This is a genomic window from Streptomyces sp. NPDC041200 (genome assembly GCF_055591805.1).
The window spans coordinates 305,230-330,781 of record NZ_JBVIZF010000005.1 but is presented as its reverse complement, the minus strand read 5'-3'; the positions used below and the strand labels follow the sequence as shown (position 1 = coordinate 330,781).

Below are 25,552 nucleotides of genomic sequence, written 5' to 3'. Positions count from 1 at the left end.
CCGGCTCGGGCTGGTGACTCCGCCGCGGCCAAGCGGCAGGTCACCAGCCCGTTTTGTGCGGGGTCACGCGCCAATCGTGCCCCGGGATGTCCCCGGATTGAGTGTCATCAGCAATTCAGGGCTCGAACTCAGGAGTGCCGTTGCACAGCGCTCCATGAGCTACGGGTTCCATCGTGGGCTGATTTAGCTAAATCCGTGCGCCACGAAGCTGGACAGTATGCGAGCCAATCCCGGCCCCGCTACAGAAGCCACAGGTCAAGGCATCGAGACGGCGGCCTAGGCCAATTTGGACGGATCCTGAGCCAATGGTTCGGCCGTTCGGGGCGCTGGCCGCATTCCTGGGATCGTTATACGTGGCGGTCCCCAGGTCGTCCCTAACGGACTGTACGCCAGCAGCCCGTGACCACAAGGACCACCGGAACCCACGGTCGCATTCCAGGTCGGCACGCCAAGCCGTACTGCGGTCCCCCGGGTTCGACTCCATGTCATCAGCATGGGGGCGACGGACCTCGACGGCCCGTCGCCCCCGGAATCAGGGGTTCTCATGACCCTGTAGGTGCCAGAAACTCTATCCGTCCTGGTCATGACGGTGAGCGCTGCGGTGGGCCCGCCGGTCAACTGACGGCAGAGGACGCCCTTGATTGCCGACTCAGCCTTTCCCACGCCAGCATGGTGGTACCTGACCTTGACGAGCATGTTCACCCTGATGCGGCTCCTGCCGAAGAGTGAGCGCGACAAAGAGACCGAGATCCTGGCGCTACGCCACCAACTCGCCGTGCTGCAGCGACAGACCGACAAACCGAAGCTCACCTGGCCAGACCGCGCGCTGCTGGCCGCCCTCCTACATCGCCTCCCCCGGGTACGCCTTCGCCAACTACCGCTGATCGTCACACCCGACACGGTGCTCCGATGGCACCGTGACCTGCTACGCCGCCGCCACGCGAAAGCATCACGCCCCAAGCGCCCGGGACGACCCCGCACGGTTCGTTCCATCCGCGCCCTGGTGTTACGGCTGGCACGAGAAAACTCCAGCTGGGGCTACCGGCGTATCCACGGCGAACTCGCCTCCCTCGGCATCAAGGTCGCCGCCGGCACCGTGTGGAACATCCTCAAGGAGCACGGCATAGACCCAGCACCCGAACGCGACCACACCACATGGGCAACCTTTCTGCGCTCCCAGGCCCAGGCCATCCTCGCCGCCGACTTCTTCGAGACCAAAACTCTGAACGGAGCGACGCTATACGTCCTCGCGGTGATCGAGCACGCCACCCGCCACGTGCGCATCCTCGGCGCGACCGCACATCCCACCGCCGCCTGGGTCACCCAACTCGCCCGCAACATGGTCATGGACCTCCACAACGCAGGCATCAATGCGAAGTTCCTGATCCGGGACCGAGACGGCCGGTACCCGGCATCCTTCGACACCGTCCTGCAAGCCGAAGGCGTCAAAGTCGTCCAGACCGGCGTCCGCATGCCACGCATGAACGCGATCATGGAACGCTGGGTGCGCTCATGCCGAGCTGAACTCCTCGACCGCACGCTCATCTGGAACCAGAACCATCTCCTCCACGCGCTGCGCGAGTACGAGGCGTTCTACAACGAGCACAGACCCCACCGCACTCTCGCAAGCGCTGCACCACTCCGCCCACTACCCGACCCGATCACCGACCCCGACCAGCTTGCCCATCTCGGCATCCATCGACGCGATCACCTCGGCGGCCTCCTGCACGAGTACCAGCATGCCGCGTGACCAGCATGGACGCAGTTCTTGGCACCTACAACCACCTGGGCGGACTTCCTCCGCAGCCAGGCCCAAGCTCTACTCGCCTGCGATCTCTTCGAAGTCCGCACTCTGACGGGGGCGCGCCTGTACGCCTTCGCTGTCATTGAGCACACCACCAGGCGCATCCGGATCCTCGGCGCCACCGCACACCCCAGCGCGGAGTGGATCGTGCAGCTCGGTCGCAACCTCCTCATGGACCTCGAGGATGCGGGCAGCAAGGCGAAGTTCCTGATCCGAGACCGCGACTCGAAGTTCACAGCCGCCTTCGACGCCCTGATGACCGATGCCAGCGTGAAGGTCGTCACCACCGGCATTCGAGTACCGCGGATGAACTCGCTCATGGAGCGCTGGATACAGACCTGCCGCGTCGAACTCCTGGACCGGACCTTGATCTGGAACCAGAGCCACCTCCTCCACTCCCTGCGCGAGTACGAGTCCTTCTACAACGAACACCGCCCGCACAGGGCACTCGAGCAAGCCGCCCCATGCCGCCCGCTACCCGCACCCATCGCCAAACAAGCCCAGCTCGCCCACATGGAAATCGACCGACGAGACCGACTCGGCGGAGCGCTCCACGAGTACCAGCACGCAGCCTGAGCTGCGTGGATGATTTATCGGCACCCGCAACGCTGCACGACGACCTGGCCCTGCTGTACCCGGCCCTCGAGGCGCAGTTCGCCGCGCAACTGGCCGGCTGAACCACCGCAATGCCAGCCGCTCTGACGCCCCGCCACCAACAACCTCAAGGAACCACGCATGCTCGACACCCTGTGGACCCCGACCGTCGCCGGAAAGATCTCCCTGCCGCACCGTCTGGCGATGTCCCCCCTGACCCGCAGCAGGGCGACCCCGGACAGCGCACCGATCTCAACGCCGAGTACTACGCCCAGCGCGCCTCGCACGCCCTCATCATCACCGAGGGCACCCAGCCGCCGACCGCACCGGCATCCGGCTCTCCCCCGGCACCCCCTTCCAGCTCGGCGACCTCGCGGAGGACGACCCCCACGAGCTCTACCCCCACCTCGTGCGCGCCCTCGCCCCCCTCGACCTCGCCTACCTGCACCTCGCTCACGGTGGCGACGAGGAACTCCTGGGCACGCTGCGCGAGCTGTGGCCCAACACGCTGATCCTCAACCGCGCCGGCACCGACATCGCCACCCGGGCCAAGGACATCGAGAACGGCATCGCCGACGTCATCACGGTGGGCTCGATGGCACTCGCCAACCCCGACCTGGTCAAGCGCGTACGTGCAGGCGCACCCCTGAACACCCCCGACCCCACCACCTTCTACGGCGGCGGCGCGGCCGGCTACACCGACTACCCCACCCTCACCGCCTGACCGGAACGCCCGACGCCCGCGGCAATCGCCTTCCTCGGGCGCTTCGGCGTACGCGTGGCGCGGCCAGGCAGCGGTGCACATACCGCTCGCTCCCGCCCCCCGCGGGCCGGACCGTGGGGCAGGCGCGCCAGCTGGGGCGCAGGCGGCGGGTGATTCCCCGCCGTTCAGCAGCTCCCCCGACGCGACGGGCCCCTCACGGTTCGCGGCCGCACAGCCCCATCACCTTGCGCCACGTCCGAATGGATGATCGACATATAACCCGGCCGGCAGTCGATGGTCAGCAGATGCGCCGCGCTTGCCTTCACTGCGCAACGATTCTGGCCAGCCACCCCGATCGAACCAGGTCGCCGAGTGCCCCGGGCCGGCAAGCAGAGGACGTGGGCCACCAGCCGGTGCCGAAGCTCCCGCAGGAATCCGGGCCTGCGTGGTCAGGGCTGATCACCGATGGCTCGGTAGGCCGCGATGAACAGGGTATGGCACACGTCGATCAGTTCCTCGACGGTGGCGTTCTGGTGGCCGAGCGTCCAGTCCACGAGGAGTTCGTTGACTCCGCCGACCAGACTCATCGCGGTCATGGTGAGCCTCCTGGAGGCTTCCGGGCCAGGCAGCGGTCCGACGACGGCGGCGACCATCGCGGCGAATTCGTGCAGGACCTCACGGCGGCGCACTTCGAGGCGGGGGCTGGCGCCCACGACCTCGATGAGCACCAGGCGGGCCATGCGGGCGTCGCCGGCCAGTGCGCGGATGAACACCTCGAGGGCGGCGCGCAGTTGGGCGTCGACATCGGGTGCTGCAGCGGCTGCTGCCTGCGCGGTTTCGGCGCTGATCGTAGTGATCAGGTCGTTGTAGACCCCGGCGAGAAGGTCTTCGCGGTCGCGGAAGGACTCGTAGAAGTAGCGCTCGGTCAGTCCGGCGTGCGAGCACACCTGCTTGACGGAGGCTGAGGCATATCCGGCCGTGCCGAACAGGTCGAGGCCCGCCTGGATGAGGCGGGTGCGGCGCTCCTGCTGCCGTTGCGCCGCGTCGCGTCCGCCGTAGCGCCGCCCGGCGGTCTGTGTGCCGGTCATGTTTTCCCTTCGCAGGGATGTTGACATCGGTGTGGTCTGAACTGACACTCTAGCTTGTCAGTTCATCTGACATGGAATCGTGTCAGATATGCCGCCGATTGCCGCTCGGGGTTCCGCTTCTGCTCAGGGCAAGAAAGGGGCTAGACCGTGGCAGCACCGCCCAAGGACCCGTACACGTTCAGCCGAAGAGACCGCGACAGGCTCCCCCGCACACAACCGCTGACCGGCCAAGTGATTGCGGTCACCGGGGCGGGCCGCGGAATCGGGCGTGCCGTCGCGGCCCGGCTCGCCGCAGCCGGAGCCGCCGTGGCGATCGGCGATCTCGACGCGGAGCTTGCCGTGGAGGCGGCTGGTGCCATCGGCGCGCATCACGGTGGCCCGCTGCTCGGGCTGTCTCTCGACGTCGCCGACACACCTTCCTTCGAAGGCTTCCTGCACTCCGTGGAGACCCAGCTGGGGCCGATCGACGTACTGATCAACAACGCCGGAATCATGTGGGTGGGCCCCTTCGAGGAGGAACCGGAGGCATCTGCCCTGCGCCAGTTCGACGTCAACGTCCACGGCGTACTGCGTGGGATGAAACTCGTGATCCCGCAGATGCGGAAACGCGGTCGCGGCCACGTCGTGAACATCGCCTCCGCCGCCAGCAAGGTCGCCCCGGCCGGCGAGGCGACCTACGCGGCGACGAAGCACGCCGTCCACGGCTACAGCACCGCCGTCCGCGCCGAACTGCGCGGCACCGGCGTGCACGTGTCCTTGGTGATGCCCGGCGTCGTGGACACCGAGCTGGCCGTGGGCACCGCGACCGGCCCCACCCGACGCCTGACGACAGATCAGGTCGCCGACGCGGTGCTCGACGTCGTGCTGCGCCCGCGGTTCGAGGTCTTCGTTCCGCGCCGGGTAGCCGCCCTGACCCGGTTGGCCGCGCTGCTGCCGGGCCGTGCCCGCGACGCCCTGCATCACTTCCTTGTCCCCGACCAGCTCGCCGCCCTGTCCGACCGGTCGGCCCGCGCGGCCTACGAGCAGCGCACCCGGACCGCCCGCCATCGCGAAAGTTGAGCCCGTGACCACCACGCCCAAGCCGGCGCCCGGCGCGGAGAAGGCCCAGGACGCCACCGCTCCGCGTCCCATCCCCGAATTCGAAGGTGTCCACGACGCATGGCCCCGCGGTGAACGGCTGCGCGCCGTGCGCCGCGCCGCGGCCGCCTACCGTGAGCGGTTCGTCCAGCAGGGCCGCATCCACGCCGTCCGCAGTTTCGACATTGCCGCCGCCCCGTACCCGACCCGGTTCGGCTTCCACGGTGCCGCGCTCGCCGTCAACCCGTTCGTGAGCATCGTCAACCGAATGCTCGTCGTGCAGTTCGACGGCTTCGACGGTGAGCTGAAAACACTGGTGTGGGAGCCGACCGTCGCCGCCGGAACGGCTCAAGCGCCGTTCTACGCCCAGCTCAAGCGTCTGGCGGGGGACTTTCTCACCGAGCACGTCTTCGCCCGCTACTACCAGGACCCGGACACCGTCCTGCCCTCCTGCGGTCTGCGACCCGAGGACGTGGACTTCGTCAGCTTCGACCACCTGCACGTCCAGGACGTGCGCATGATCATGGGAAGTACCAGCACGATTCCCGGTGAACGGGCGCCCCGTGAAGCGCTGTTCCCGCGCGCCCGGTTGCTGGTGCACCGCAGGGAGCTAAGTACTTTCGCATCGACGCATCCGATGCAGTGGGCCTGGTACGTCGACGGAGGCATGGACGGGGTACCGCCCGAGCGCGTCACCGCCTTCGACGGCGATGTCGAACTCGGCGGCGGCGTCAGCCTGCTGTGGACCCCCGGCCATACGGACGGCAACCACTCCCTGGTGCTGAACACCCCCGATGGGGTGTGGGTCTCCTCCGAGAACGGCATTTCGGCCGACAACTGGCAGCCCGAGCTCTCCCGCATCCCCGGGGTGCGCCGCCACGCCGCGTTTTACGGCCATGAGGTGGTGCCCAACGCCAACACCCTGGAGGACTCTCTCGACCAGTACGACTCCATGGTCAAGGAGAAGACCCTCGCCGACCCCAGCCGACGCGATCCACGCTGGTTGCAGATCCTGCCCTCCTCGGAGCTGGCTCCCTTCAAGCGGCACTGGCCGGTGCTGCCCAGCTTCGTCCACGGCGGTCTGAACTACGGCGAACTGACCCCTGCCGGTGGTGGCCGATGACCGGCCCGACCGCCCGCCGGATCGCCACGAACGGCGTGGAGTTGGCCGCCTACCAATGGGGAGCGTCCACGGCTCCTGCGGTGGTGCTGGTCCACGGCTATCCGGACAGCAGCGCCGTGTGGCGCCCGGTCGCCGAGCGCCTTGCCGACCGCTTCCACGTCACCGCTTTCGACGTGCGGGGAGCCGGTGCCTCCCACCGGCCCAGGGGTCTGCGCGCCTACCGGATGTCCCGCCTGGAAGCCGACCTGGAGGCGGTTCTCGACGCGGTGAGCCCCGACCGTCCGGTGCACCTGGTCGGACACGACTGGGGATCGATCCACTCCTGGGAGTCGGTCACCGGCACCCGCCTGGCCGGGCGGATCGCCTCGTTCACCTCCATCTCCGGACCCTGCCTGGACCACGTTGGACACTTGATCCGTGCCCGCCTTCGGCCGCGGCATCCGGATCTGCCGAAAATGCTGCGGCAGGCCGCACGGTCCTGGTACGTCGCCTACTTCCACCTTCCGCTCCTGCCCGCCCTGACCTGGAGGGCACTCGGACACCGCTGGCACGCCTTCCTCACCGGCTCCCAAGGCGTGCCCGGAGACACCCCCTACCCCGCGCCGACGCTGGCCCGCGACGCCGTGTCCGGCACCGCGCTCTACCGCGCCAACATGTTCCCCCGCCTGCTGCGTCCCCGGGACCGGCCGACCACCGTCCCGGTTCAGCTCATCATCCCCACGCGCGACTTCTGCGTCACGCCGGTGCTGTCGTACGGAGTGGAGCACTGGACGCGCCAGATACAACGGCGCCCGATCGACGCCGGGCACTGGGTACAGCTCAGCCACCCCGAGGAGATCGCGTCCCGGATCGCGGAATTCGCCCACCGCATCGAAGACGGCTCCCGCCGCAGTCCGGACCACACCGCACACCCGAACTGACAGACCAGCAGTACTGGACGACTGCCTGACCGCCCATTCCCACACACCCATCGCTGACGGAGGAGGAACCTGTCATGTTCCGAGCCGCACATGCCCACTGGGAGCGTCCGTCCGAGCCCATCGACCACCACGACCTGGTGCTGCACCCCCGGGACGTCACCTTCGACTGGAGCACCACCCCGCTGCAATGGCTGCCGGGTGAGCCCTTCGCGACCCACACCATCGACGTGCTCCACCTCATGCTCCCCGAACTCGAACGCTGGTTCGTGCGCACCTTCGAGCAGGCACTGCCGCTGATCACCGACGACAGGCTGCGCGAGGACGTACGCGGCTTCATCGGCCAGGAAGCGATGCACGCCGAGGCGCACCAAGAGGTCCTGGAGCACCTGCTCACCAAGGGACTGGACCCGGCTCCGTACACCCTGCAGTCCGAATGGATCTTCCGAAGGGTGCTCGGAGACCGGCCGGAGCTGACGCCGGCCGCCACACACGCGCACCTCCTCCAACGGCTCGCCCTCATAGCAGCCTTCGAGCACTTCACCGCGTACATGGGTCACTGGATTCTCAACAACGGGCACCTGGACCAAGCCGGCGCGGACGCCACGATGCTCGATCTGTTCCGCTGGCACGGCGCGGAGGAGGTCGAACACCGTTCGGTCGCGTTCGACCTGCTGGTGCACCTCGATCCCCGGTACCGGCGCCGCGTGGTCGGCATGCTCGTCACCGCTCCGGTACTGACCCGGCTGTGGATCCGCGGAGTCCGCTTCCTGATGAGCGCCGACCCCGAACTCGACGATCGGGTCAAGGTCCGCTTCCGCGACTACCAGGCCGCGGCCCGCAAGGACCTGTTGCCCAGGCCAGGCGCGTTCGCCCGCTCGGTGCTGCGCTACTTCCGCCCCGGCTACCACCCGACCCAGGAGGGCTCGACTCAGCAGGCGGTCGCCTACCTGGCGGCGTCCCCTGCAGCCCGAGCGGCTGCCCGATGACCCAGCAACCAGTGAGGCATCCCATGAACATCAGCACACCCGTCACCCGGCCGCCGGACCTGTACGGCAGACCGCGCAGCGACTCCTTCATGCGGAAGCTGGCGGCTTTCAGCGACAACGCGGTCAGGGGCCTCGCGCGGCGCGGCACTCCTCCTGGGCGCCCGCCGGCCACCGAGGTGCCCGTGATCCGGGAACTGGTGGTCGCCGCCAAGCGCCAAGAGGCGGAGGATGTCGTCTCCCTGCAGCTGGCAGCACCTGACGGGGGAATACTCCCGCCCTGGCAGCCCGGCGCCCACATCGGACTGCACCTGCCCTCCGGCCGCAAGCGGCAGTACTCTCTGTGCGGCGACCCTGCCGACCGGTACCGGTACCGCATCGCGGTGCGCCGCATCGCCAACGGCGGAGGCGGTTCGGCCGAGGTACACGACGCCCTCGGAGACGGTATGCGGGTCGCCATCACCGGGCCCCGGAACGCCTTCCCCTTCGCCGCCGAAGCGTTCATCCTGCTCATCGCGGGCGGCATCGGAATCACCCCGCTCCTGCCCATGGCTCGGGAAGCCGCCCGACGCGGGCTGGACTGGAGGCTCGTGCACACCGGCCGCAGCCGCGGCTCGATGCCCTTCGCGGCAGAGCTGGCCGAACTCGCAGCCGCAGCCCCCGGCCGGGTCTCCATCCGTCCTGACGACGAGTCCGGCGTTCCCGAAGCAGCCGATCTCTTGAGCTTGAGCCCGGCGGCGGGTGCGGTGTACTGCTGCGGGCCCGCGCCCATGATCGACGGAGTTCGGCGCGCGTTCGGTGGTAGCCGCGCGTCAGCCCTGCACTTCGAGCGTTTCGCCCCGGCCCCGATCACGGACGGCCGTCCCTTCGAAGTTCAGCTGGGCGACCCCGGACGGGTTCTGCCGGTGCCGTACGACCGCTCCGCCCTGGATGTTCTCCACGATGCCCTGCCGGACATGCCGTTCTCCTGCCGTCAGGGGTTTTGCGGCACCTGCCGGGTACGGGTGGCGCATGGCCGTGTCGATCATCGTGACCGTCGGCTCACGGCCACCGAACGTGCGGAGGGCGCCATGCTGCCCTGCGTCTCGCGTGCACCGGAAGGAGAGCGGTTGGTGCTGGAGGTCTGAGCGATGGCCGAGCGCTCGTAGAGCGCGGCCGTCTTCGCGAGGAACCGAAGCGGCAGCGTGGGGAGTCCAGGACGTCGAAGGGGCCCCCGGGTTCGCGCGCGCTGGAGGATTTCGTCGATCACTTGTCGATGCTCGCGCCACCGAGCGCAACGCCGGGGGTGCTGTAGCGGTTGAGCATGAGGGCGACGGCTTCGTCCACGATCGCGGTGTCGGTGGGGTTGGGCGGGACGAAGTCGGTCCGTACGAGTTGGGGCCACAGGAACTGGCTGCAGATCATGCCGAGGAACTGTTCGGCCACCGCGGATGCCGACTGCGGCTGTCCGTCGGCCGAACGGAAGTCGAGTGTGCCGGCCTGTGCTTCGGCGTCCAGGTAGTCGCGGAGCCGGTCGAAGAAGGGTCCGCGGTCGATGGCGAAGCCGGTGCCGACGATGTCGGCTAGTTCCGGCATCTGGGGTAGTTCGGTGATGATGAGGCGGCACAGCGCCGCCGTGCCGGGCCGCGAGACCAGGCAGGCGTAGTCGCGGCCGATGTGGTCCAGACCGTATCGGGGATCACCGGGTGGGGGCGGTGCGGCGTACTCCACGTCCAGCTGCCACTGTTCGGAGGTGACGGCCGCGAACAGCGCGGCCTTGGACGGGTACCGCTTGAAGAGGGTGCCGGTGGAGACGCGGGCCTCCCTGGCGATCTGGGCGAGGGAGGTCTTGTCGTATCCCCGGGCGAGGAAGAGGTCACGGGCGGCGCGGATGATGCGCGCGCGGTTCTCCTCTTTGATCTGCGCGTGATACCCGGTCTGGCACGTGTCGCCATCGGTTGCCGCTCGGTCCTCCACCGACATACCTACGCCCCTCGCCCGTCTCCCGGCCGCGTCCTCGCTGTCAGAGGACGGTCTGGCCTCCGTCCAGGATAAGGTCCTGGCCCACGGCGAAGGCGGAGACATCGGAGGCCAGGTACACGACGGCTTCCGCGACCTCCTCGGGCAGACCCATGCGGCCCAGCGGGATGGCGGAGCTGATCGCCTCCAGGACCGCCGCCTGCTGCGCGGGGTCCTCGATCCCGAGCTTGGAGTACAGCGGGGTGTCCACCGGGCCGGGGCTGACCGCGTTGAACCGGATGCCGCGCGATGTGAGCAGGTCCGCGTTCCACGACCGCATCAGGGAGCTGAGAGCCGCCTTCGTGGCGGCGTAGGCGTTCGACTGCCCGTAGCCGCCGTGCACGCTGGCGGACGCGTTGAGGATGACCGAGGACGGGTTGGCCAGCACGGGCACCAGGGCCTGAGTGAGGAAGAAGACGCTCTTGACGTTGATGTCGAAGAGCCGGTCGTAGCTGTCCTCCGTGTGGTCCTCGAACGGCCGCCAGTCCGAGACGCCGGCGTTCAGGAACGCCACGTCCAGCTCCCCGAAGTGCTCACGCACCTGCTTGGCCAGGCCGCGCTGTGCATCGAGATCGCGTGCGTCGGCCCGCACCACCGGCACCTCGTCCCCGAGGATCTGCCGCGCCTTGTCGATGCTGGCCGGGGTTACGCCGGTGACCAGCACGTCGGCCCCCTCCGCGATGAAGCGCTGCGCGGTCGCCAGACCGATCCCGCTCGTGCCGCCGGTGATGAGGGCGCGCTTGCCCGCAAGACGATTCATGTTCATTGTTCCTTGCCGAGTCGTTAGGTAAGTCAATGGACTCACCTTGTGAAGCTAACTCCCGCACCACCCTGATGGCAAGTCGATCCACTTACCTTTTGCCTGGAGTGGCTCGACAACGCCGGAGAAGGTGACCCGCACCGACTCAAGAATCATGTCCTTCTTGCGGTCGACGACGAAGAGGTAGCCGTCCTCGTCCTCGCGTACCAGGTCGTCGGTCCGCAGCCGCCGTCCGGGATGGCCTCCGCCGTGCGATCCCCGGCTTCCGCAAGCCACCTCCCAGAGCGATCACAGACGTGCACCGTCGCACGTGCAGTGGTGACGGCCTTGCGGCAACAGGTCCGCTGGGGCGTCCATCTGGCCGCCTACGCCGGTGGGCACCTGACGGTCACCGATCCCGGCACGAACTCATCACTGTCCCCGACAAAGGGGTCCCCCACCAGCTCGGCGAGCTGTGCCCGGACCGGGACTGCCTCGCCGTGCCCATCCGTAACCCTGTGCCGCTCGAAAAGTCATCGCCGCAGGTGAGCGGGGTGCGTCAGTCTGCTGGGATCATGTCTCCGTGATCGTGTCCTTGCTGTACAACGTGACCCGGAAGCTGCTGAGCGTTCCATCAGTTCTCCTCCGTCGCGGGACGGCGAAGGACGCGGAACTGCTGGTGCTGCGGCACGAGAACGCGGTCCTGCGTCGCCAGTTGGCCGGGCCGGTCTGCTATGAGCCTGCCGACCGGTTCTGGTTCGCCGCCCTGTCCGGACTCATACCCCGACGCCACTGGCGCGAGGTCTTCCCTGTCGCCCCCGGCACTCTGCTGGCCTGGCATCGCAGGTTCATCGCCGCGAAGTGGGATTACACCGCGCGCCGACGTACCGGACGCCCACCCACCCGGACAGAGATCAAGCAGCTCGTCCTACGGCTGGCCAGGGAGAACCCGAGGTGGGGACACCGGCGGATCCAAGGGGAGTTGACCCGACTCGGGTATCGGATCACCGCCTCGACGGTGTGGGAGATCCTCAACGCGGCCGGCATCGGCCCCGCGCCACGTCGCTCAGGCCCCACCTGGCGCGAGTTCCTGACCGCGCAAGCCGAGGGCATCATCGCGGCAGACTTCTTCCACATCGACACCGCCCTCGGCAGGCGGTTGTACGCGCTGGCGTTCCTCGAGCACGGCACCCGGCGGCTGCACACCACCGGGGTCACCGCCCACCCGACCCGGCACTGGGCGGTGCAGCAGGCGCGGAATCTCACCGCCGACCTGGGCATACGCATCGAGACCCTGCACTTCTTGTTACGCGACCGCGATGGCAAGTACGGCGAGGTGTTCGACGCCGTCTTCCAGGCCGAGGAGATGGAGATCCTCAACAGTGCGCCACAGGCTCCCCGTATGAACGCGCACTGCGAACGCATCATGGGCAGCATCCGACGCGAAGCCCTCGACCACATCCTCATCATGAACGAGGCCCACGCCCGCCACATCCTCGCGGCCTACGAGCGGCACTACAACGAACACCGACCCCACCAGGCCCGCAACCAGCTACCCCCCGACGCCCACGAACAACCCGCCGCGACGCCTGGCCTCAGCACCGGCAAAGTCCTGCGCACCCGGATCCTCGGCGGCCTCATCAACGAGTACAGACATGCAGCGATGACTTTTCGAGCGGCACACCTTGGCGGCCTGATCAACGAGTACAGATATGCGGCCTAACCAGCCGCGATGGGTTTCTGAACGGCACAGGCTACATCGACGGCGTGCACATCCGGAACTTCACCGGGCAGGGCGTGGAGCGCGACATCGCGTTCGTGAACATGAACTACAACGGTGGCGAGGGCGGGACACTGCCGGTGTCCGTGCGGAACATCACCATGAACCGCATGGAGATCGACGGCGCCCGCGCCGTGCTGCAACTGGTCGGCCTGGAGGCCGACCAGTTGCGGGGCGTCCGCCTCTCCCGCTCCACGTTCACCGGCATTCTCAACCCCGACAGCATCGCCTACACCGACGCACTGACCTTCCGACGGGTCTTTGTCAACGGCCAAGAAGTGTTCTACCCCTGATCGACGCGCGGACGAGGAGCGTCAGCCGACGTGGACCGCGGCGACGCCTTCGGGGGGCAGGGTGAGGGTGAACCGGGCGACACCGGTCCCGCGGTCGGACTTGAGCTCCAGGGGCCGGTCCTCGACCTCGCTCGCTTTCTCGATGTCGTGCAGCTGCCGACGGGTCGGATACTCCGGCGAGCCGAGCTCCACCCACTCCCGGTAGGGGTTGGTGTGGTCCTCGTCGATCCGCCGGACTCGTGCCCGGGCCCCGGCCCGCACGCCGCGCAGGGTGACGGTGAGGGTCGCGGGCCGCGCCGGGACGGAGGCGCTGCCGTCGCCGGTGGCGAGGGCGTGGTTGTACAGCAGGACGTCGACACCGCCGCGCACGCCGCCGGTGACCGCGAGCCCGCCCACCGTGTCCGGGGCGCCCGCCAGGGTCAGTGGCACGCGGTGCTCGCCCACCGTGTGCAGGATCTGCAGCAGGCGGTAGGCGGGCTTCTTGACGCCGTGGATGGTCCGCAGACCGAACCCACCGTGGAACGGCTTGTCGGCCTGACCCATCTCCTCGTAGATGTCGGTGAACGACCAGTAGGCCAGCGCGTCGACGACTCCGACGGTCTCGGCGATCGTGCGCAGGAAGCTCGCCGCCGCGTCGGACCGGTCCAGGACGGGGTTTCCGATGTCGGAGGTGACATTGGTCTCGGAGATGTAGAGCGGAAGGCCGGACGGCGTGTCGGCGCGGTTCTGCTTGAAGAACGACGCCGGGCCCTGGGGCCCCGTTCCCGTGTCGCTCTCGTAGCCGTGGGCGCTACCGAAGTCGACCGGGACATCCTTGGCGGTGGCCCACTGCATGAACTCCCGGTAGTACCGCACACCCGGCGAACGGGGCGGCCCGAAGCTCAGCTGTCCGGCCGAGGTGGCCGGGCCACCGACCCGGAGGCTCGCGTCGACGTTCTTGATGGCCTCCGCGGCGTACTGGTAGAGCCTGAAATAGGCTTGCTGGTCCCCGTTGAAGAACACGGACAGGTTCGGCTCGTTCCACACCTCGAACGGCCACTTGCGGACCTCACGGAGGCCGTACCGGTCCACCATGTGCCGCGCGAAGTCGCCGACGACCTTGCCCCAGAGCGCGTAGTCCTTCGGCTCCATCTGGTTGAAGTCGTACAGCATGAGGCTGAACGGCGGGGCGGACGCCTGAAGACTGGCAGGCATGCTACTCAGCTCGACGAACGGGTGCATGCCGCGATCCACGAGAGCGTCGTAGATCTGGTCGACGTTGAAGAACGAGTAGTCGTCGTTCGAGAACGCCGGATTCCTCGGCCGTCCGTTCACGGTCGGGAAGTAGGTGCTCATCGAAGTGTTGAGGACACCGTGGAAGCGGAGTGACTCGAAGCCCAGCTCGTCGTGGCAGTCGAACAGCTGGTCCTGGTAGTCGCGTCTCAGCGCCTGCTTGGCCCAGTCACCGCTGACGACGCGCTCCCACACGTGAGGGAACGGCGACGTCGGCCGCGTGAGGTCCACGGCGGCCGAAGCGGCGGTGGACGAGGTGTCGGCCGCCGCCGCGGGGCCGGCGTCGAGCAGTTCCGAGCCCAGGGCCGTACCGGCCGCGGCCGCACCGGTGAGGAGGATCTGGCGCCGCGTGGGCCCAGTTGAGCGGGCGTGGGGTTCGGTCATGGCTCTCCTCGACGTGCACGGGGGAACGGACAGGCGGGCTCGCACTGTTCACCGGGTCTTTGGCGGCGCGTGGTCACACGGAGGAAAAGTAGACGTCTCCCCGGGGCTCCGATACAACGAGTCGGCCATTGCGGTTCGGATTAATATTCGCGGAATCGGCTGTAAAGCCATACGGTGCGACCGTGACGGTGAATCACGGCCCGGCGGGCCCACGCGGTGCCGAGCGGAGTGTCGTCGAGCTGCTCGGCCAGCACGAGGCTCTCACCCGCTCCCAGCTCGCCCGGCTCGCACAACTGCCGCTCTCCACTGTCGTCGGGGCAACGGCCCGGCTCCTGGCGCGCGGACTGCTTCAGGAGGCACCCGGCCCTGCGGCAAAGGAGGCGCGCGGGCGAGGCCGCCCCGCCGCCAGGCTACGGCTGGCCAGGCACGCCTCCCTCGTCGGCGCGGTCGTCATCACGCACCGCGTCGCCCGCGCCGGGCTCGTGTCCACCGAAGGCCAGGTGCTCGGGCGGGTCGAGACGCCGTACGACTGGATGCAGTGCCCCGACATCGTCGCCGAATCCGTCCGATTGCTGGCCAGGGCCCGCGACGACGCACGCAGTACGGCGCCCATGAGTGGCGTGGTGCTCGGTCTGCCGGTGCCCTACCGGCAGGGGGCCGGACTGTCGATGCTCGCGCCGGCATCCGACCCGGTACCCGCGGACCGCCCGCCCATGTCCGCGTGGCTGTTCAGGGATGTGGCACCGGATCTGACCAGGGCCTTCGGCGTACCCGCGAGCGTCGACAACGTGTGCAACCTCGCCGCCCTCGGCGAGCTGGCGTTCGGCGCGGCACGAGGGCGTCGGCACGTGATCCACCTGCATCTGGTCACCGGAATGGGCGCGGGGCTCATCGTCAACGGGCAGCTCGTGCGCGGAGCGAACGGCCTGGCCGGCGAACTGTCCCATCTCCACGTCGACTCCGTCGGCCCCATGTGCCGCTGCGGTGCCCGCGGATGCCTCGGTGTGGTCGCCACCACCGATCACCTCCTCGAAGCCGCCCGCCCGCTGTTCGGCCCCGACGTGAGCATCTACGACGTCCTCGGGCTCGCCGCACAGGGCGAGGCGACCGTCCGCCGTGTCCTTGACGACTTCGGCCGCCTCGTCGGAAGTCACCTCGCCCCCGCCTGCGTGATGCTCAACCCCGAGATGATCGTCGTGGACGGCACGCTCGGACCCGCCGCCGCTCCCGTCATCGAGGGTCTCCACGACGGGCTGCGCAGACACATGCCCGCCGGCGCCTACCGCGCACTGACCCTCACCCTCGGCCGGCTCGCCGACGACGCCGAGCTCCTCGGAGCCGCGCACCTGGCACGAACCACGAATGCGGCCGCCCGCGGGCTCATGCTCCCGTAGCGCCGGCCCCCAGCGGGAAGTGGCACAGGCCCGGCAACCGGGCCAGCCGTCACCCGGACTCCGGAGGCCCGCCTGTACTGGGTGCAGGCAGATGAAGATCACGAGGTGACCGAGGAAGCGCTGCCATGCCGGTTGCTTCACGGAGCGACGTGATGCGCGGTTCACCCCCTTTGGGCTGGCTGGCGGGTGGCGAGGTAGTCGGACCAGTTGTCGCCCGCGAGCCTGGCCCAGCGGGCGGCAGTGACGGGGCTGATGCCGACGAGATCTGAGATAACGATGGGTGGAAGGTCGGTGAGCGCTTCCATCATGGCGGTGTTGCGCGCTGCCCGGGCCGGCAGGCTGTGGCGCTTCATCGTGTCTCCGAGGCTCACAGGATTGCGGGGCCGACCAGGGATCTGCCCGGGGAGGAGGAACCTCTCCGTGTCCTGTGGTTGTCGATGCAGTGTGGTGGTTTCGCGGAGGCGGACTTCGATGAGGCGGGCCAGTTTCGGTGGGAGCACCACCGGGTGCCGGTTGATCGTCAGGTAAGCGTTCTCGTCGTCAGCGCGATGGAATTGGTCTGCGGTGAGTTCGACGATCCGGGTGAGGGGGAGGGCGTAGAGACGGATCAGGGCGCCGGTGATGCGCACCTCCAGGGGAAGCGAGGTGTCGTTGAAGCATCGGCGGAGTTCCTCCTGGTGGACGTCCTCCACTTGGAAAGAGCCCGGGAGCTGGCTGGATGGGTGGTCGGTGATCAGGTCGGCGATCAGACGTCGCGCGGTTGCCCAGCGGATGAAGGGGATGGAGCGGGTGCGCACCCCGGGCCTGTTGATCGACCAGGTGTCGAGGTGGCCCTGTTCGAGCGTTGCAAGCGTCAGCCGGCGGGTGTCCAGCCAGGCCAGGAACTGGATGGCGGCGCGGATGTTGCCGCAGTCGCCCTTGTAAGCGTTGAAGGAGTAGCGGCCCCGTGCGGAGCGCCGTCGGGCATCGCGGATTACGTGCCATTCGGCGAATGGGCGGATGAGTGTGACGTGGTGGGAAGGGATGCCGGTAAGGGTCCGTGCAAGCCAGTTCGTGAGGAGGGCGAGGTTTTCGTCGCGCTTCGGAAGGATGCCCGCGGTTACTCAGGTTGAAGTCGTGATGTCCGGCTGTCTGAGCGGGTGGTGATCCATGATCAGGCCGGTGGGCGGGAGGCAGCCGTCGACCAGATGGGGCCTGTACTGGATCTTCTTCAGTTTCCGTTTGATGACGCGGGTCAGGTGGGCGAGGTCTGCGGCGGCGAAGTAGCACGCGGGAAGGGCCCCCGGACCCATGCAGCTCACCTTCTCCCGCTCCATCGACCCCATCAGCCCGCTCGAGGCCGGCATCACCCGTGTCACCCCGAACAAGCCCGAGGACCTGGCCAAGGGCAAGGTCACCGAGATGGGCAACAAACGCTACGTCCCCTACGGGCTCTACCGCGGCCACGGCTTCTACTCCGGAGCCCTCGGCGCCAAGGCCAAAGTCACCCCGGAAGACCTCGCCGCCTACTGGCAGGCCCTGACCATGATGTTCGACCACGACCGGGCATCCTCCCGCGGCGAAATGGCCATCCGCGGCCTGTACGTCTTCTCCCACGACGACGCCTACGGACGAGCCCCCGCCCACAAGCTCTTCGACCTGATCCGCATCAAGCAGCTCGGCCACAGCGAGGCACGCTCCTGGGACGACTACGCCAACCGCATCACCATCGACGAAGACAGCGTGCCCGCCGGGGTGACCCTGACCCGGCTCATCGACTGAACGCCTTCCGGGACAGTCGAGGATCGCAACTGGTCGTACTGGTCCCGGCAGTACACGATCGCGTCGTGTGGCGGTTGCCCTCTGCAGCGGCCGGGGGCGCAACACCCACGGGGTGCCCGCCTCGGTCGGGCTATCCTGGGGTGGTGGTCGCCCTCCGGGGCGGCCGGGAATCGCAACCGCGTCCGGCCCACCATCGCCACCACCAAGGGACCCTTGGTGGTCGCCGAGGAGCGCAATACATCTCTCCTTCCCGGAGGCGGGGGTATTCGTGTGCGAGGACACCCAGAGAGCGTGCAGCGGATAGATACCCCGCAGGGGGATACAGATCCTCTTTGAGACCGCTCGCGGCGCTAGCCGAGTCACCACGTCGATCAATCGTCGGTTCTCATGATCAAGGCCATCTGCGGGCCAGTTCACCGCCATCCGGTCCCACGCCCGAGCCGAGCGCCACCCTGCCGATGACAGCCTGACGTCGTGGCCTCTCAGCGCACGGCGCGACTTGGTCTCGGTGCGCATGGTCGCCGAGGCCGAACAGGCTGCGGCTTGTAGCAGGAGCGTCTACTCACCGACTGGCCGGACTTTGGCGCGCTTGGCACACTATTTCCCGCTCACTACACCTGCGGCAGATCTCCGCACTTGTCGCCACGACAAGGGGAATCTCCAGGTCAGCCCCCTGTAGGGCATGAGGTGGTCGCATGGTGTGTCCCTGGGCGGAGACTGGGGGTGTCGGCACCTCGGACCACTCCCAGGAGGCGATCACCATGCGCTTCTCCGCCGACCGTGGACGCGTCTACCGCCGTTGCGGCTGCCGCGACGCCCACCGCCATCAGCTCGGGACCCACTGCCTGCGACTGACCACCGACAGTGACCACGGGAGTTGGGCCTTCGCCGTCGACCTCCCCTCCCCCGACCACCACCGCACCACCATCCGTCGCGGCGGCTTCCCTACCCAGGACGCCGCCCGGTCCGCTCTACGGCGCATGCTCGAAGGCGAAGCCGGCGGGTTCACCGCCGACCCCAACCAGACCGTCGCCGACTATTTGACCACCTGGCTGGAGGCGAAGGCGTACGTACTCAAGCCGACGACCGTGGCCCGGTACCGCGACTATGTCACCCACGACCTGATCCCCGCGCTCGGTGCACTCAAGCTGGACGAGCTCGGTCACCGTCACATCGCCGCATACGCCCACACCCAACTGGAGTCCGGCCGCGGCCCGGTCACGGTCCACCGCTGTCTGGCGACCCTGTCCAGCGCCCTGGGCGACGCCGTTCGGCAACACCGCCTGGCTCACAACCCCGCACGGCCCGCTGTCATCTCCCGCCCCGCCGCACCCGAACGACGCGTCTGGACACCCCAGGAAGCGGTCCGCTTCCTGGATTACTGCCACGACGCCGACCCGCTCATCGCCGACCTGTGCGAACTCCTCATCGGTACCGGCATGCGCAAAGGAGAAGCGCTCGGCCTGCACTGGGCCGACGTCCATCTTCCGGAGCAGGTGCTCTACGTCCGCTACGCCCTCTCGCCGTCAACAACACCCGCCTGGTCATCACCGCGCCCAAAACCCGCGCCAGCAAAAACTGGGTCGCCCTCTCACCCCGCGTCATCAAAGCCCTCGAACACCATGCGGCAACTACTCGCATCCATGCCGGCGACCCGTCAGGCGTGTTCACCGGTCTGGTCTTCTGCCGACCCGACGGACAACCGCTCCGGCCCCAGACCGTCCTGGACCGATTCCGCAAACGCGCCAAAGAAGCTGGAGTCCCACGCATCACCCTGCACGACCTGCGTCACCTCGCCGCCACCCTCACCCTTACCGCAGGCATCCCCCTCACCATCGTCTCCAAGACCCTGCGCCACTCCACCCTCTCCACCACCGCCAACATCTACAGCCACCTCACCCACCAAGCCGCACGCGACGCCGTCAACGCCATCGACACCACCCTCACCCAAGCCGACGCCCGCAGCAGCCGTCATCCACACTGGCCCGCCTGGCTGCGACCACACCGCGACCACACCAACCAGCACCACAGCCCGTTCAAAGCGCTCTACTCCCCCACCCTGGCACCCACTTCACCCTCCGCGTCCCAGCCCCAGGGAACGCATGCGACCACCATGCGACCACCACGCCGAAACACACGGAAAAAGGCCGCCTCCGCTACCCGCGGAAACGGCCTCCGACCTGCGAAAACGCTGGTCGGGACGACAGGATTTGAACCTGCGACCCCTTGACCCCCACGCCGGCGGCCGGGCAGTCAGTCCAGAGTGGTTGCCTCTGGAGAGGGGACTCGAGAGGGGAAGCGATAGATTCGGCAGCGAGAGATCCCCGAGTGGTCACTATGGGCGGGGATGGGGAATGGGCTGGCGGAGGCTTGCCCGGACTGCGGATGCAGCCAGGCGGTACCTCCCGCAGTCTCGTCGCCGTTGAGGCGGCGCTCCGCTGTCCAGCCCTCCGGACCGTAGCGCCCCTCGGTGACGGATTCGAGACCGATCTGCCATCCTGGATCCGTGGTCGTGAAGCGGATGCGGAAACCTCGGCCGACCGCGAGAAGGACGTCCTCCTCTTCCGCCACGATGATGCCGTAACCGTGTGTGCCCGCGGGGTCGATACCGATGGGGGCCGACCGGGTCACCGTCAGGACGATCTGGCCAATGGTCAGCTCGACGCGCGGAGTAGTGTCGTCGAGGTGGAAACCTCTGGTGACGGCTGGTGCGCCGTCAGCGCGGGTCAGCGCGGACTCGGCCTGGTGGATCAGGTCGTAGACGTCGGAAAGTGCGGCGAGCTCGGGGAGGTCGGCCGAGTCCGTGCCGAACGGGGAGACACCCAGGGCGTGGTACTCGCCGATCGCGAGTAGCCCATGCCCGACACCCGCTGCGTCACGGCGCATCTCGGGTATGAACAGACCGTCCGACATGGTCAGGAAGTCGCCGAAGACCGTGTCGGGGTGGCCGAAGTAGAAGTCGGGGGCGAACAGATCGACCGTGGGCGCGGTCGTTCGCCAGACGCCGGCCACGCGCGGGAGCGGCCCTCCGCTGGGATAGGTGCCCGGGACCTGGCCCCCGGCGACAGCGAAGCCCGGGATGTCGAGGTCGATCTCGCTGTCCAGCCAGGCGTTGGTGAAGAAGGGTACGGGGGAGACAGCCCGGCCCGCCCGCGCCAGCTTCTCGATGTGGCTCGCGAATGCCCAGGCCATGAACGCCTCGTCGCGTGCTGAGGGATCGCCTGGCAGGTCGCTCCAGCACAGGTCCGCGGGTGCGGTGGCCGCGTCCTGCGAGGACAGCACAACATTGCGGAGGTTCTCGGGGACGGGCTGAGCGAAGGCCTTCTGCGCCTCCCGGGACCGGTCGCGAGAGGCGCCGAGCAGTCCGACCTCGTTCTCGATCTGGACCATGAGCACGGTGCGGTGTTCGGCGTCGATCTCCTCGATGTACTCCATCAGGCGGCGGAACGCGGCCAGGTCGAGGTCGCTGTGTGCGAACGGGGTCAGGGTTTCGGTCACGCTCCCGTCGTCGAGGACACAGCGGGGAAACCGGTCCCAGTCGCGCTTCACCCACGCCGGTGCGTAGCTGGACGAAGCGTTCTTCCATACGCCGAACCACAGCAGGATCACCCGCAATCCGGCAGCCCGAGCCTCCTCGATGACGGATCGGACCGAGTCGAGGACGAAGCGCCCCTCCACGGGTTCGGTCTCTTCCCAAGTGACGCTTGCCAGCACGGTGTTGGCGTTCGCAGCGGTCGCGGACCGCAGACCCGTGGCCAGCGAGCCGGGTGCTGAAGGGGAGGAGTTGTGCAGTTCGACGCCGCGCACGAGAAACGGGTTTCCGTCGACGAGGAGCCGGGCCGGTCCGTGCGATCTGTCGAGCCGCGGCGGCGGGCAGCCACCTGCCCGCCGCATGCCGATCGCCGAAGTGGTCACTGCGCGATTCACGGAGCCTCCTGGTCAAGAATGTCTGCGAAACTGTAGCGGTTGAGCTGTTTTCGTGGCTAGCATCTCGCGCACCCTCTCTCACAGCGCTGCAAAGGAGCAGGCCAGTGACGCCAGTGCCCCCTTCCGCGAAACCGGAGACGCCACCGAGAGACCACGTTCCGAGTTGGGCTCCCGCCCGGCTCGGCAGGCTCGGGCCGTTGCTGTTCCTCGCTCACGCGGGCTGGATGCTCCCGTTCTCCGCTGCCGGCACGCTCGTCCCGGCGATCATGACGGAGATCGATCCCGACCGGAAAGTGGCGCTTTACGGCACCCTCGCCACCATCGGCTCGCTGGCGAGCATGATCGCCACGATCGTCATCGGCGCACTGTCCGATCGCACCCGTTCACGCCTGGGCAAGCGCAACCCGTGGATCGCCAGTGGTGGCGTCGTCCTCGCCATCGCGGCCACCGCCATGTCGTTCACCAGCGACTTCCTCTTGCTCGTCGCGCTCTGGATCATCCTCCAGGTCGGCCTGGCAGTGGTCCTCGCCCCGTTGTTCGCCGTATTGCCGGACCGGGTGGCCCCCGGCAACCTGGGGAAGGCCTCCGCTGTCGTCGGGTTCGGCCAGCTGGTCGCTCAGAGCCTGGGCGGCGTCGTGGCCGGCGCTCTCATCACGGTCCCCCGGGAGGGCCTGCGCTGGCTGCCCTGGCTGATCGCCGTCACCGCGATACTCTTCGTTCTCCTGGCCCCGGAGCCGGACAATCGGGACGAGCCGCGCGAGGCAGGGTCCGCGCGAGCACTGCTGCGCAGCTTCGTGCCCCCGGGTGACCGTGACTTCCTTCTCGCGCTCGTCGGCCGCTTCCTGCTGCTGATGTCCTTCATGAGTGTGCTGCTCTACCAGCTCTTTGTGCTCACCGACTACATCGGGCTCGGCGTCGAGGAAGCGGGCCGTGTCATCGCCACCGGTGGCGTCGTCATGGCGGTCAGCTCGGGTGCGGCAACGGTGCTCTCCGGTCCCCTCTCCGACCGCCTGGGCAGGCGCAAGCCCATCGTGATCAGCGCCTCGCTTATCTTTGCCGCGGCCGAGGTGCCACTGGCCCTGTCCGATTCACTGGCGGCGTTCTACACATTCCTGGGCGTCGGCGGGTTCGCCTACGGGATCTACATCGCCGTCGACCAGGCACTCTTGGCGGAGGTCCTGCCCAACAGCGACGACCGTGCGAAGGACATGGGGATCCTCAACATAGCCAACACCGGACCTCAGATACTCGCACCGATCGTCTCTGGTCTCGTGGTGACCGTCATCGGCTACCGCAGTGTCTTCGTCATCGCGATCGCGCTGGCGATGGTGTCAGCCCTGGTGCTCCTGCCCCTGCGGCGCGTGCGGTGAAACGCGCCGCAGGCCGTCGTTGCGCAGTGCCTATACTCGAATCATGGGTGACCTTGCAGCGACAGCCGGGCGGCGTGGCCCGTACGCGAACACTGCACGGCGCAAGGCCGAGATCGTCGACGCCGCCGAGCGGGCCTTCGCCGTCACCGGCTACCACGGAGGGTCACTGAGGGAGATCGCCCGCGACCTCGATCTGAGCTTCACCAGCCTGCGGCATCACTTTCCCAAAAAGGAGGAGCTGCTGATCGCGGTGCTCGAGAACGCGGACAACCGCGAACGAGCAACCTTCGAAAGGGACTTGCTGCACGACGGTCTTATCGAGGCAGTCGTCGCCCTGGCCGAGCGCAATCTCGCGAAACCGGAGTCGCTGCGACTGCTGGCGGTCATGTCGGCCGAGGCGTCGTCCACCTCTCATCCTGCCCATGTCTGGTTCGTCGAACGGTATGACCGAGTCCGGGCCCTCGTTGAGACGGGCATCCGATCCGACATTGCCCAGGGGCGCCTTCCGGCAGACATCAAGGCTGCCGAGGCTGCCTACGCATTCGTCGCGCTCTGGGACGGACTGCAGCTGCAGTGGCTGATCGATCCGAATTTCGACCTCGTCACCGCCTTGAGGAAGGGCCTCCGTGCTCAGCTCACACAAACCCCGTGAACGCCGTACTTCAGCGTGATCTTGCAGGAACCCAACCTTTACTGATCTTTTCGTAAGTTCAGTGGGTGTGGTGGGTGGATGGTCAGGCCGGTGTGGGCGAGGAATGACCATGGCAGTCGGGGGGTGGCGTTGATGCGGTGGATGCCTTGTTCGGTGGCGTCGGCGACATCGGCGAAGTGGTCGCCGGCGAGGTTGGCGAGTTCACGCTTCTTGAGCGAGGACCACAGCAGTTCCACCGGGTTCAGCTCGGGAGCGTAGGCGGGTAATCGCTCCAGAGTGAGCCAGTCCTGTTCGGCGCCCCAGGCCCGCATCGCCCGGCTCCAGTGGGCAGACAGGCCTGAAGGGTTATTGCCGTACGGTGGTTGACCTGGGGCTTTGCGATCGCCCGAGTATGGGCATGATCAGTGATCGTGGGTCTGCGACTGCTCTACCTGATCTTCTGCCGACTACTGAGCTGCCTCCTCCTGGTGGGCCGCTCGACCGCCGCGAAGAACGCCGAGATCCTTGCCCTTCGTCATGAGGTCGCTGTGCTGCGCCGGCAGGTCCAGCGGCCGCGGCTCTCATGGGCTGATCGTGCCGTGCTCACCGCTCTCGCCAAGCACCTGCCACCCGTCTTACGTCGCCATCGCCTGGTCACCCCGGGCACCCTGCTGACCTGGCACCGCCGTCTCGTGCGCTGGAAGTGGCGGCAGACGGCGGTCAGATCCGGTCGGCCACCGTTACCGGAAGAGACAGTCGCGCTCATCCAGCGCCTGGCGAGAGAGAACCCCACCTGGGGATACGTCAGAATCCAAGGCGAACTGCGACGCTTGGCCATCGGGTCGCCGCCGCCACCATCCGGCGCGTCCTGCGCCGCTCCGGCCTGCCGCCCGCACCGCAACGCGCATCCCAGCAGACCTGGCGCTCCTTCCTTCGCTCCCAGGCCCACACGCTGCTGGCCTGCGACTTCATGCACGTGGAAACTGTCTTCCTCAAGCGTCTCTACGTGTTCTTCGTCATGGAGATTGCCACCCGGCGCGTCCATGTCCTGGGCGTCACCGCCCACCCGACCGGTGCATGGGTCACGCAACTCGCCCGCAACCTGCTCATGGACCTCGGCGACAGGGCTGGGTGCTTCCGGTTCCTCATCCGTGACCGGGACAGCAAGTTCACCGCCGCATTCGACGCCGTCTTCGCCGGCAACGGCACAGCCGTCATCCCGACTCCGCCACAAAGCCCACGGTCCAACGCGTTCGCCGAACGTTGGATACGCACAGCCCGCGCCGAATGCACCAACCGACTCCTCATCACCGGTGAACAACACCTGCGTACGGTCCTCGACCAGTACGCCGAGCACTACAACGCCGGACGAGCCCACCGCAGCCTCGACCTACGTGCCCCAGACGACGACCCGAACGTCATCCCCCTGCCCGCAGCCACGGTCAGCCGCCGCCAAGTGCTCGGCGGACTGCTCAACGAGTACCACCCGACGCCACCCCGGCCGCCTTACCGTCCGCAGGAAACACCCAGCTCAGCGGCCTGATCGGAATATTGACACCCTTCAGGGGCCACCGTCGTCGATGTTCTTGAGCACGGTGCCCTCACCTCGGACAGCCGCCGACCTGCACGGTCGGGGCGTCCAGGCGCTGCTGCACGCCCTGGACGAGGAGGACACGGGCATCGACACGTCCACGATGATGACCGGATACGC

At 67.9% G+C, this 25,552-nt stretch carries 22 protein-coding genes and 4 pseudogenes; 17 read left to right on the top strand and 9 right to left on the bottom strand.

The window, feature by feature from the left end:
- Nucleotides 1–694 precede the first annotated feature (694 nt).
- Together ACZ6CL_RS16760 and ACZ6CL_RS16755 are read left to right on the top strand one after the other, a co-directional pair.
- Nucleotides 695–1,750, top strand: coding sequence for an integrase core domain-containing protein (locus ACZ6CL_RS16760; protein WP_468936708.1), 1,056 nt, complete (start codon nt 695–697; stop codon nt 1,748–1,750).
- 27 nt (nt 1,751–1,777) lie between these two features.
- Nucleotides 1,778–2,380, top strand: a pseudogene (locus ACZ6CL_RS16755) (integrase core domain-containing protein); the annotation flags it as partial.
- 283 nt (nt 2,381–2,663) lie between these two features.
- Here ACZ6CL_RS16755 and ACZ6CL_RS16750 read toward each other — a convergent pair.
- A complete protein-coding gene (locus tag ACZ6CL_RS16750) occupies nt 2,664–2,789 on the bottom strand; it encodes a hypothetical protein (protein WP_468936706.1) in 126 nt (41 codons plus the stop codon).
- An 18-nt stretch (nt 2,790–2,807) separates the two neighbouring features.
- On the opposite strand from ACZ6CL_RS16750, the gene ACZ6CL_RS16745 reads away from it, so the two are divergent.
- Nucleotides 2,808–3,122, top strand: coding sequence for a hypothetical protein (locus ACZ6CL_RS16745; RefSeq protein ID WP_468936703.1), 315 nt, complete (start codon nt 2,808–2,810; stop codon nt 3,120–3,122).
- Nucleotides 3,123–3,550: 428 nt separating this feature from the next.
- Here ACZ6CL_RS16745 and ACZ6CL_RS16740 read toward each other — a convergent pair whose 3' ends face one another.
- Nucleotides 3,551–4,189: a TetR/AcrR family transcriptional regulator gene (locus ACZ6CL_RS16740; RefSeq protein ID WP_468936700.1), complete on the bottom strand. Its 639-nt coding sequence runs from the start codon at nt 4,187–4,189 to the stop codon at nt 3,551–3,553.
- A gap of 147 nt (nt 4,190–4,336) precedes the next feature.
- Here ACZ6CL_RS16740 and ACZ6CL_RS16735 point away from each other — a divergent pair, with 147 nt between their 5' ends.
- The 5 genes from ACZ6CL_RS16735 (at nt 4,337) to ACZ6CL_RS16715 (ending at nt 9,419) form a co-directional block, all read left to right on the top strand.
- Nucleotides 4,337–5,248 (top strand): SDR family oxidoreductase, encoded by a 912-nt coding sequence (locus tag ACZ6CL_RS16735; protein ID WP_468936698.1) that lies wholly within the window; start codon nt 4,337–4,339, stop codon nt 5,246–5,248.
- A gap of 4 nt (nt 5,249–5,252) precedes the next feature.
- Nucleotides 5,253–6,389, top strand: a complete 1,137-nt coding sequence (locus ACZ6CL_RS16730) for an MBL fold metallo-hydrolase (protein ID WP_468936696.1) — start codon at nt 5,253–5,255, stop codon at nt 6,387–6,389.
- Nucleotides 6,386–7,309: an alpha/beta fold hydrolase gene (locus ACZ6CL_RS16725; RefSeq protein ID WP_468936693.1), complete on the top strand. Its 924-nt coding sequence runs from the start codon at nt 6,386–6,388 to the stop codon at nt 7,307–7,309. The genes ACZ6CL_RS16730 and ACZ6CL_RS16725 overlap by 4 nt, the downstream gene beginning before the upstream one ends.
- Before the next feature lie 74 nt (nt 7,310–7,383).
- Nucleotides 7,384–8,295 (top strand): metal-dependent hydrolase, encoded by a 912-nt coding sequence (locus ACZ6CL_RS16720; protein ID WP_468936691.1) that lies wholly within the window; start codon nt 7,384–7,386, stop codon nt 8,293–8,295.
- A 23-nt stretch (nt 8,296–8,318) separates the two neighbouring features.
- Nucleotides 8,319–9,419 (top strand): PDR/VanB family oxidoreductase, encoded by a 1,101-nt coding sequence (locus tag ACZ6CL_RS16715; RefSeq protein ID WP_468936688.1) that lies wholly within the window; start codon nt 8,319–8,321, stop codon nt 9,417–9,419.
- A 118-nt stretch (nt 9,420–9,537) separates the two neighbouring features.
- On the opposite strand, the gene ACZ6CL_RS16710 is transcribed toward ACZ6CL_RS16715, so the two are convergent.
- Together ACZ6CL_RS16710 and ACZ6CL_RS16705 are read right to left on the bottom strand one after the other, a co-directional pair.
- On the bottom strand, nt 9,538–10,254 hold the full coding sequence (locus ACZ6CL_RS16710; RefSeq protein ID WP_468936686.1) for a TetR/AcrR family transcriptional regulator: 717 nt from the start codon (nt 10,252–10,254) through the stop codon (nt 9,538–9,540).
- 40 nt (nt 10,255–10,294) lie between these two features.
- Nucleotides 10,295–11,050, bottom strand: coding sequence for an SDR family oxidoreductase (locus tag ACZ6CL_RS16705; RefSeq protein ID WP_468936684.1), 756 nt, complete (start codon nt 11,048–11,050; stop codon nt 10,295–10,297).
- A gap of 562 nt (nt 11,051–11,612) precedes the next feature.
- On the opposite strand from ACZ6CL_RS16705, the gene ACZ6CL_RS16700 reads away from it, so the two are divergent.
- The gene (locus ACZ6CL_RS16700) at nt 11,613–12,752 is read left to right on the top strand and encodes an integrase core domain-containing protein (protein ID WP_468936682.1); all 1,140 of its coding nucleotides are present in this window, start codon (nt 11,613–11,615) and stop codon (nt 12,750–12,752) included.
- A 44-nt stretch (nt 12,753–12,796) separates the two neighbouring features.
- Nucleotides 12,797–13,102, top strand: a complete 306-nt coding sequence (locus tag ACZ6CL_RS16695; RefSeq protein WP_468936679.1) for a hypothetical protein — start codon at nt 12,797–12,799, stop codon at nt 13,100–13,102.
- A gap of 21 nt (nt 13,103–13,123) precedes the next feature.
- Here ACZ6CL_RS16695 and ACZ6CL_RS16690 read toward each other — a convergent pair whose 3' ends face one another.
- Entirely contained in the window at nt 13,124–14,758 is a 1,635-nt protein-coding gene (locus tag ACZ6CL_RS16690) for a GH39 family glycosyl hydrolase (protein WP_468936677.1), read from the bottom strand.
- 182 nt (nt 14,759–14,940) lie between these two features.
- On the opposite strand from ACZ6CL_RS16690, the gene ACZ6CL_RS16685 reads away from it, so the two are divergent.
- Nucleotides 14,941–16,152, top strand: a complete 1,212-nt coding sequence (locus tag ACZ6CL_RS16685; protein WP_468936674.1) for an ROK family transcriptional regulator — start codon at nt 14,941–14,943, stop codon at nt 16,150–16,152.
- 161 nt (nt 16,153–16,313) lie between these two features.
- Here the strand turns inward: ACZ6CL_RS16685 and ACZ6CL_RS16680 are convergent, their stop codons facing one another.
- On the bottom strand, nt 16,314–16,949 hold the full coding sequence (locus ACZ6CL_RS16680; protein ID WP_468936672.1) for a hypothetical protein: 636 nt from the start codon (nt 16,947–16,949) through the stop codon (nt 16,314–16,316).
- Nucleotides 16,950–17,255: 306 nt separating this feature from the next.
- A pseudogene (locus tag ACZ6CL_RS16675) lies at nt 17,256–17,414 on the bottom strand (IS630 family transposase); the annotation flags it as partial.
- A 28-nt stretch (nt 17,415–17,442) separates the two neighbouring features.
- On the opposite strand from ACZ6CL_RS16675, the gene ACZ6CL_RS16670 reads away from it, so the two are divergent.
- The 3 genes and pseudogenes from ACZ6CL_RS16670 to ACZ6CL_RS16660 all read left to right on the top strand — a co-directional run bounded on the left by ACZ6CL_RS16670 (nt 17,443) and on the right by ACZ6CL_RS16660 (nt 20,143).
- Nucleotides 17,443–17,913 carry a type I CRISPR-associated protein Cas7 gene (locus ACZ6CL_RS16670; RefSeq protein ID WP_468936669.1) on the top strand — a complete coding sequence of 157 codons (471 nt, stop codon included), beginning with the start codon at nt 17,443–17,445 and terminating at the stop codon, nt 17,911–17,913.
- A gap of 695 nt (nt 17,914–18,608) precedes the next feature.
- A pseudogene (locus ACZ6CL_RS16665) lies at nt 18,609–19,037 on the top strand (hypothetical protein); the annotation flags it as partial.
- 290 nt (nt 19,038–19,327) lie between these two features.
- A complete protein-coding gene (locus ACZ6CL_RS16660) occupies nt 19,328–20,143 on the top strand; it encodes a tyrosine-type recombinase/integrase (protein ID WP_468936667.1) in 816 nt (271 codons plus the stop codon).
- A 23-nt stretch (nt 20,144–20,166) separates the two neighbouring features.
- Here ACZ6CL_RS16660 and ACZ6CL_RS16655 read toward each other — a convergent pair whose 3' ends face one another.
- The gene (locus tag ACZ6CL_RS16655; RefSeq protein WP_468936664.1) at nt 20,167–21,840 is read right to left on the bottom strand and encodes a DUF5597 domain-containing protein; all 1,674 of its coding nucleotides are present in this window, start codon (nt 21,838–21,840) and stop codon (nt 20,167–20,169) included.
- 104 nt (nt 21,841–21,944) lie between these two features.
- Here ACZ6CL_RS16655 and ACZ6CL_RS16650 point away from each other — a divergent pair, with 104 nt between their 5' ends.
- Entirely contained in the window at nt 21,945–23,210 is a 1,266-nt protein-coding gene (locus ACZ6CL_RS16650) for an MFS transporter (RefSeq protein ID WP_468936661.1), read from the top strand.
- 43 nt (nt 23,211–23,253) lie between these two features.
- Nucleotides 23,254–23,862, top strand: a complete 609-nt coding sequence (locus ACZ6CL_RS16645) for a TetR/AcrR family transcriptional regulator (protein WP_468936659.1) — start codon at nt 23,254–23,256, stop codon at nt 23,860–23,862.
- Nucleotides 23,863–23,900: 38 nt separating this feature from the next.
- On the opposite strand, the gene ACZ6CL_RS16640 is transcribed toward ACZ6CL_RS16645, so the two are convergent.
- Nucleotides 23,901–24,173, bottom strand: coding sequence for a transposase (locus ACZ6CL_RS16640; protein WP_468936656.1), 273 nt, complete (start codon nt 24,171–24,173; stop codon nt 23,901–23,903).
- 99 nt (nt 24,174–24,272) lie between these two features.
- Between ACZ6CL_RS16640 and ACZ6CL_RS16635 the strand changes: the two are divergent.
- Nucleotides 24,273–25,384, top strand: a pseudogene (locus ACZ6CL_RS16635) (transposase).
- Nucleotides 25,385–25,552: the final 168 nt, after the last annotated feature.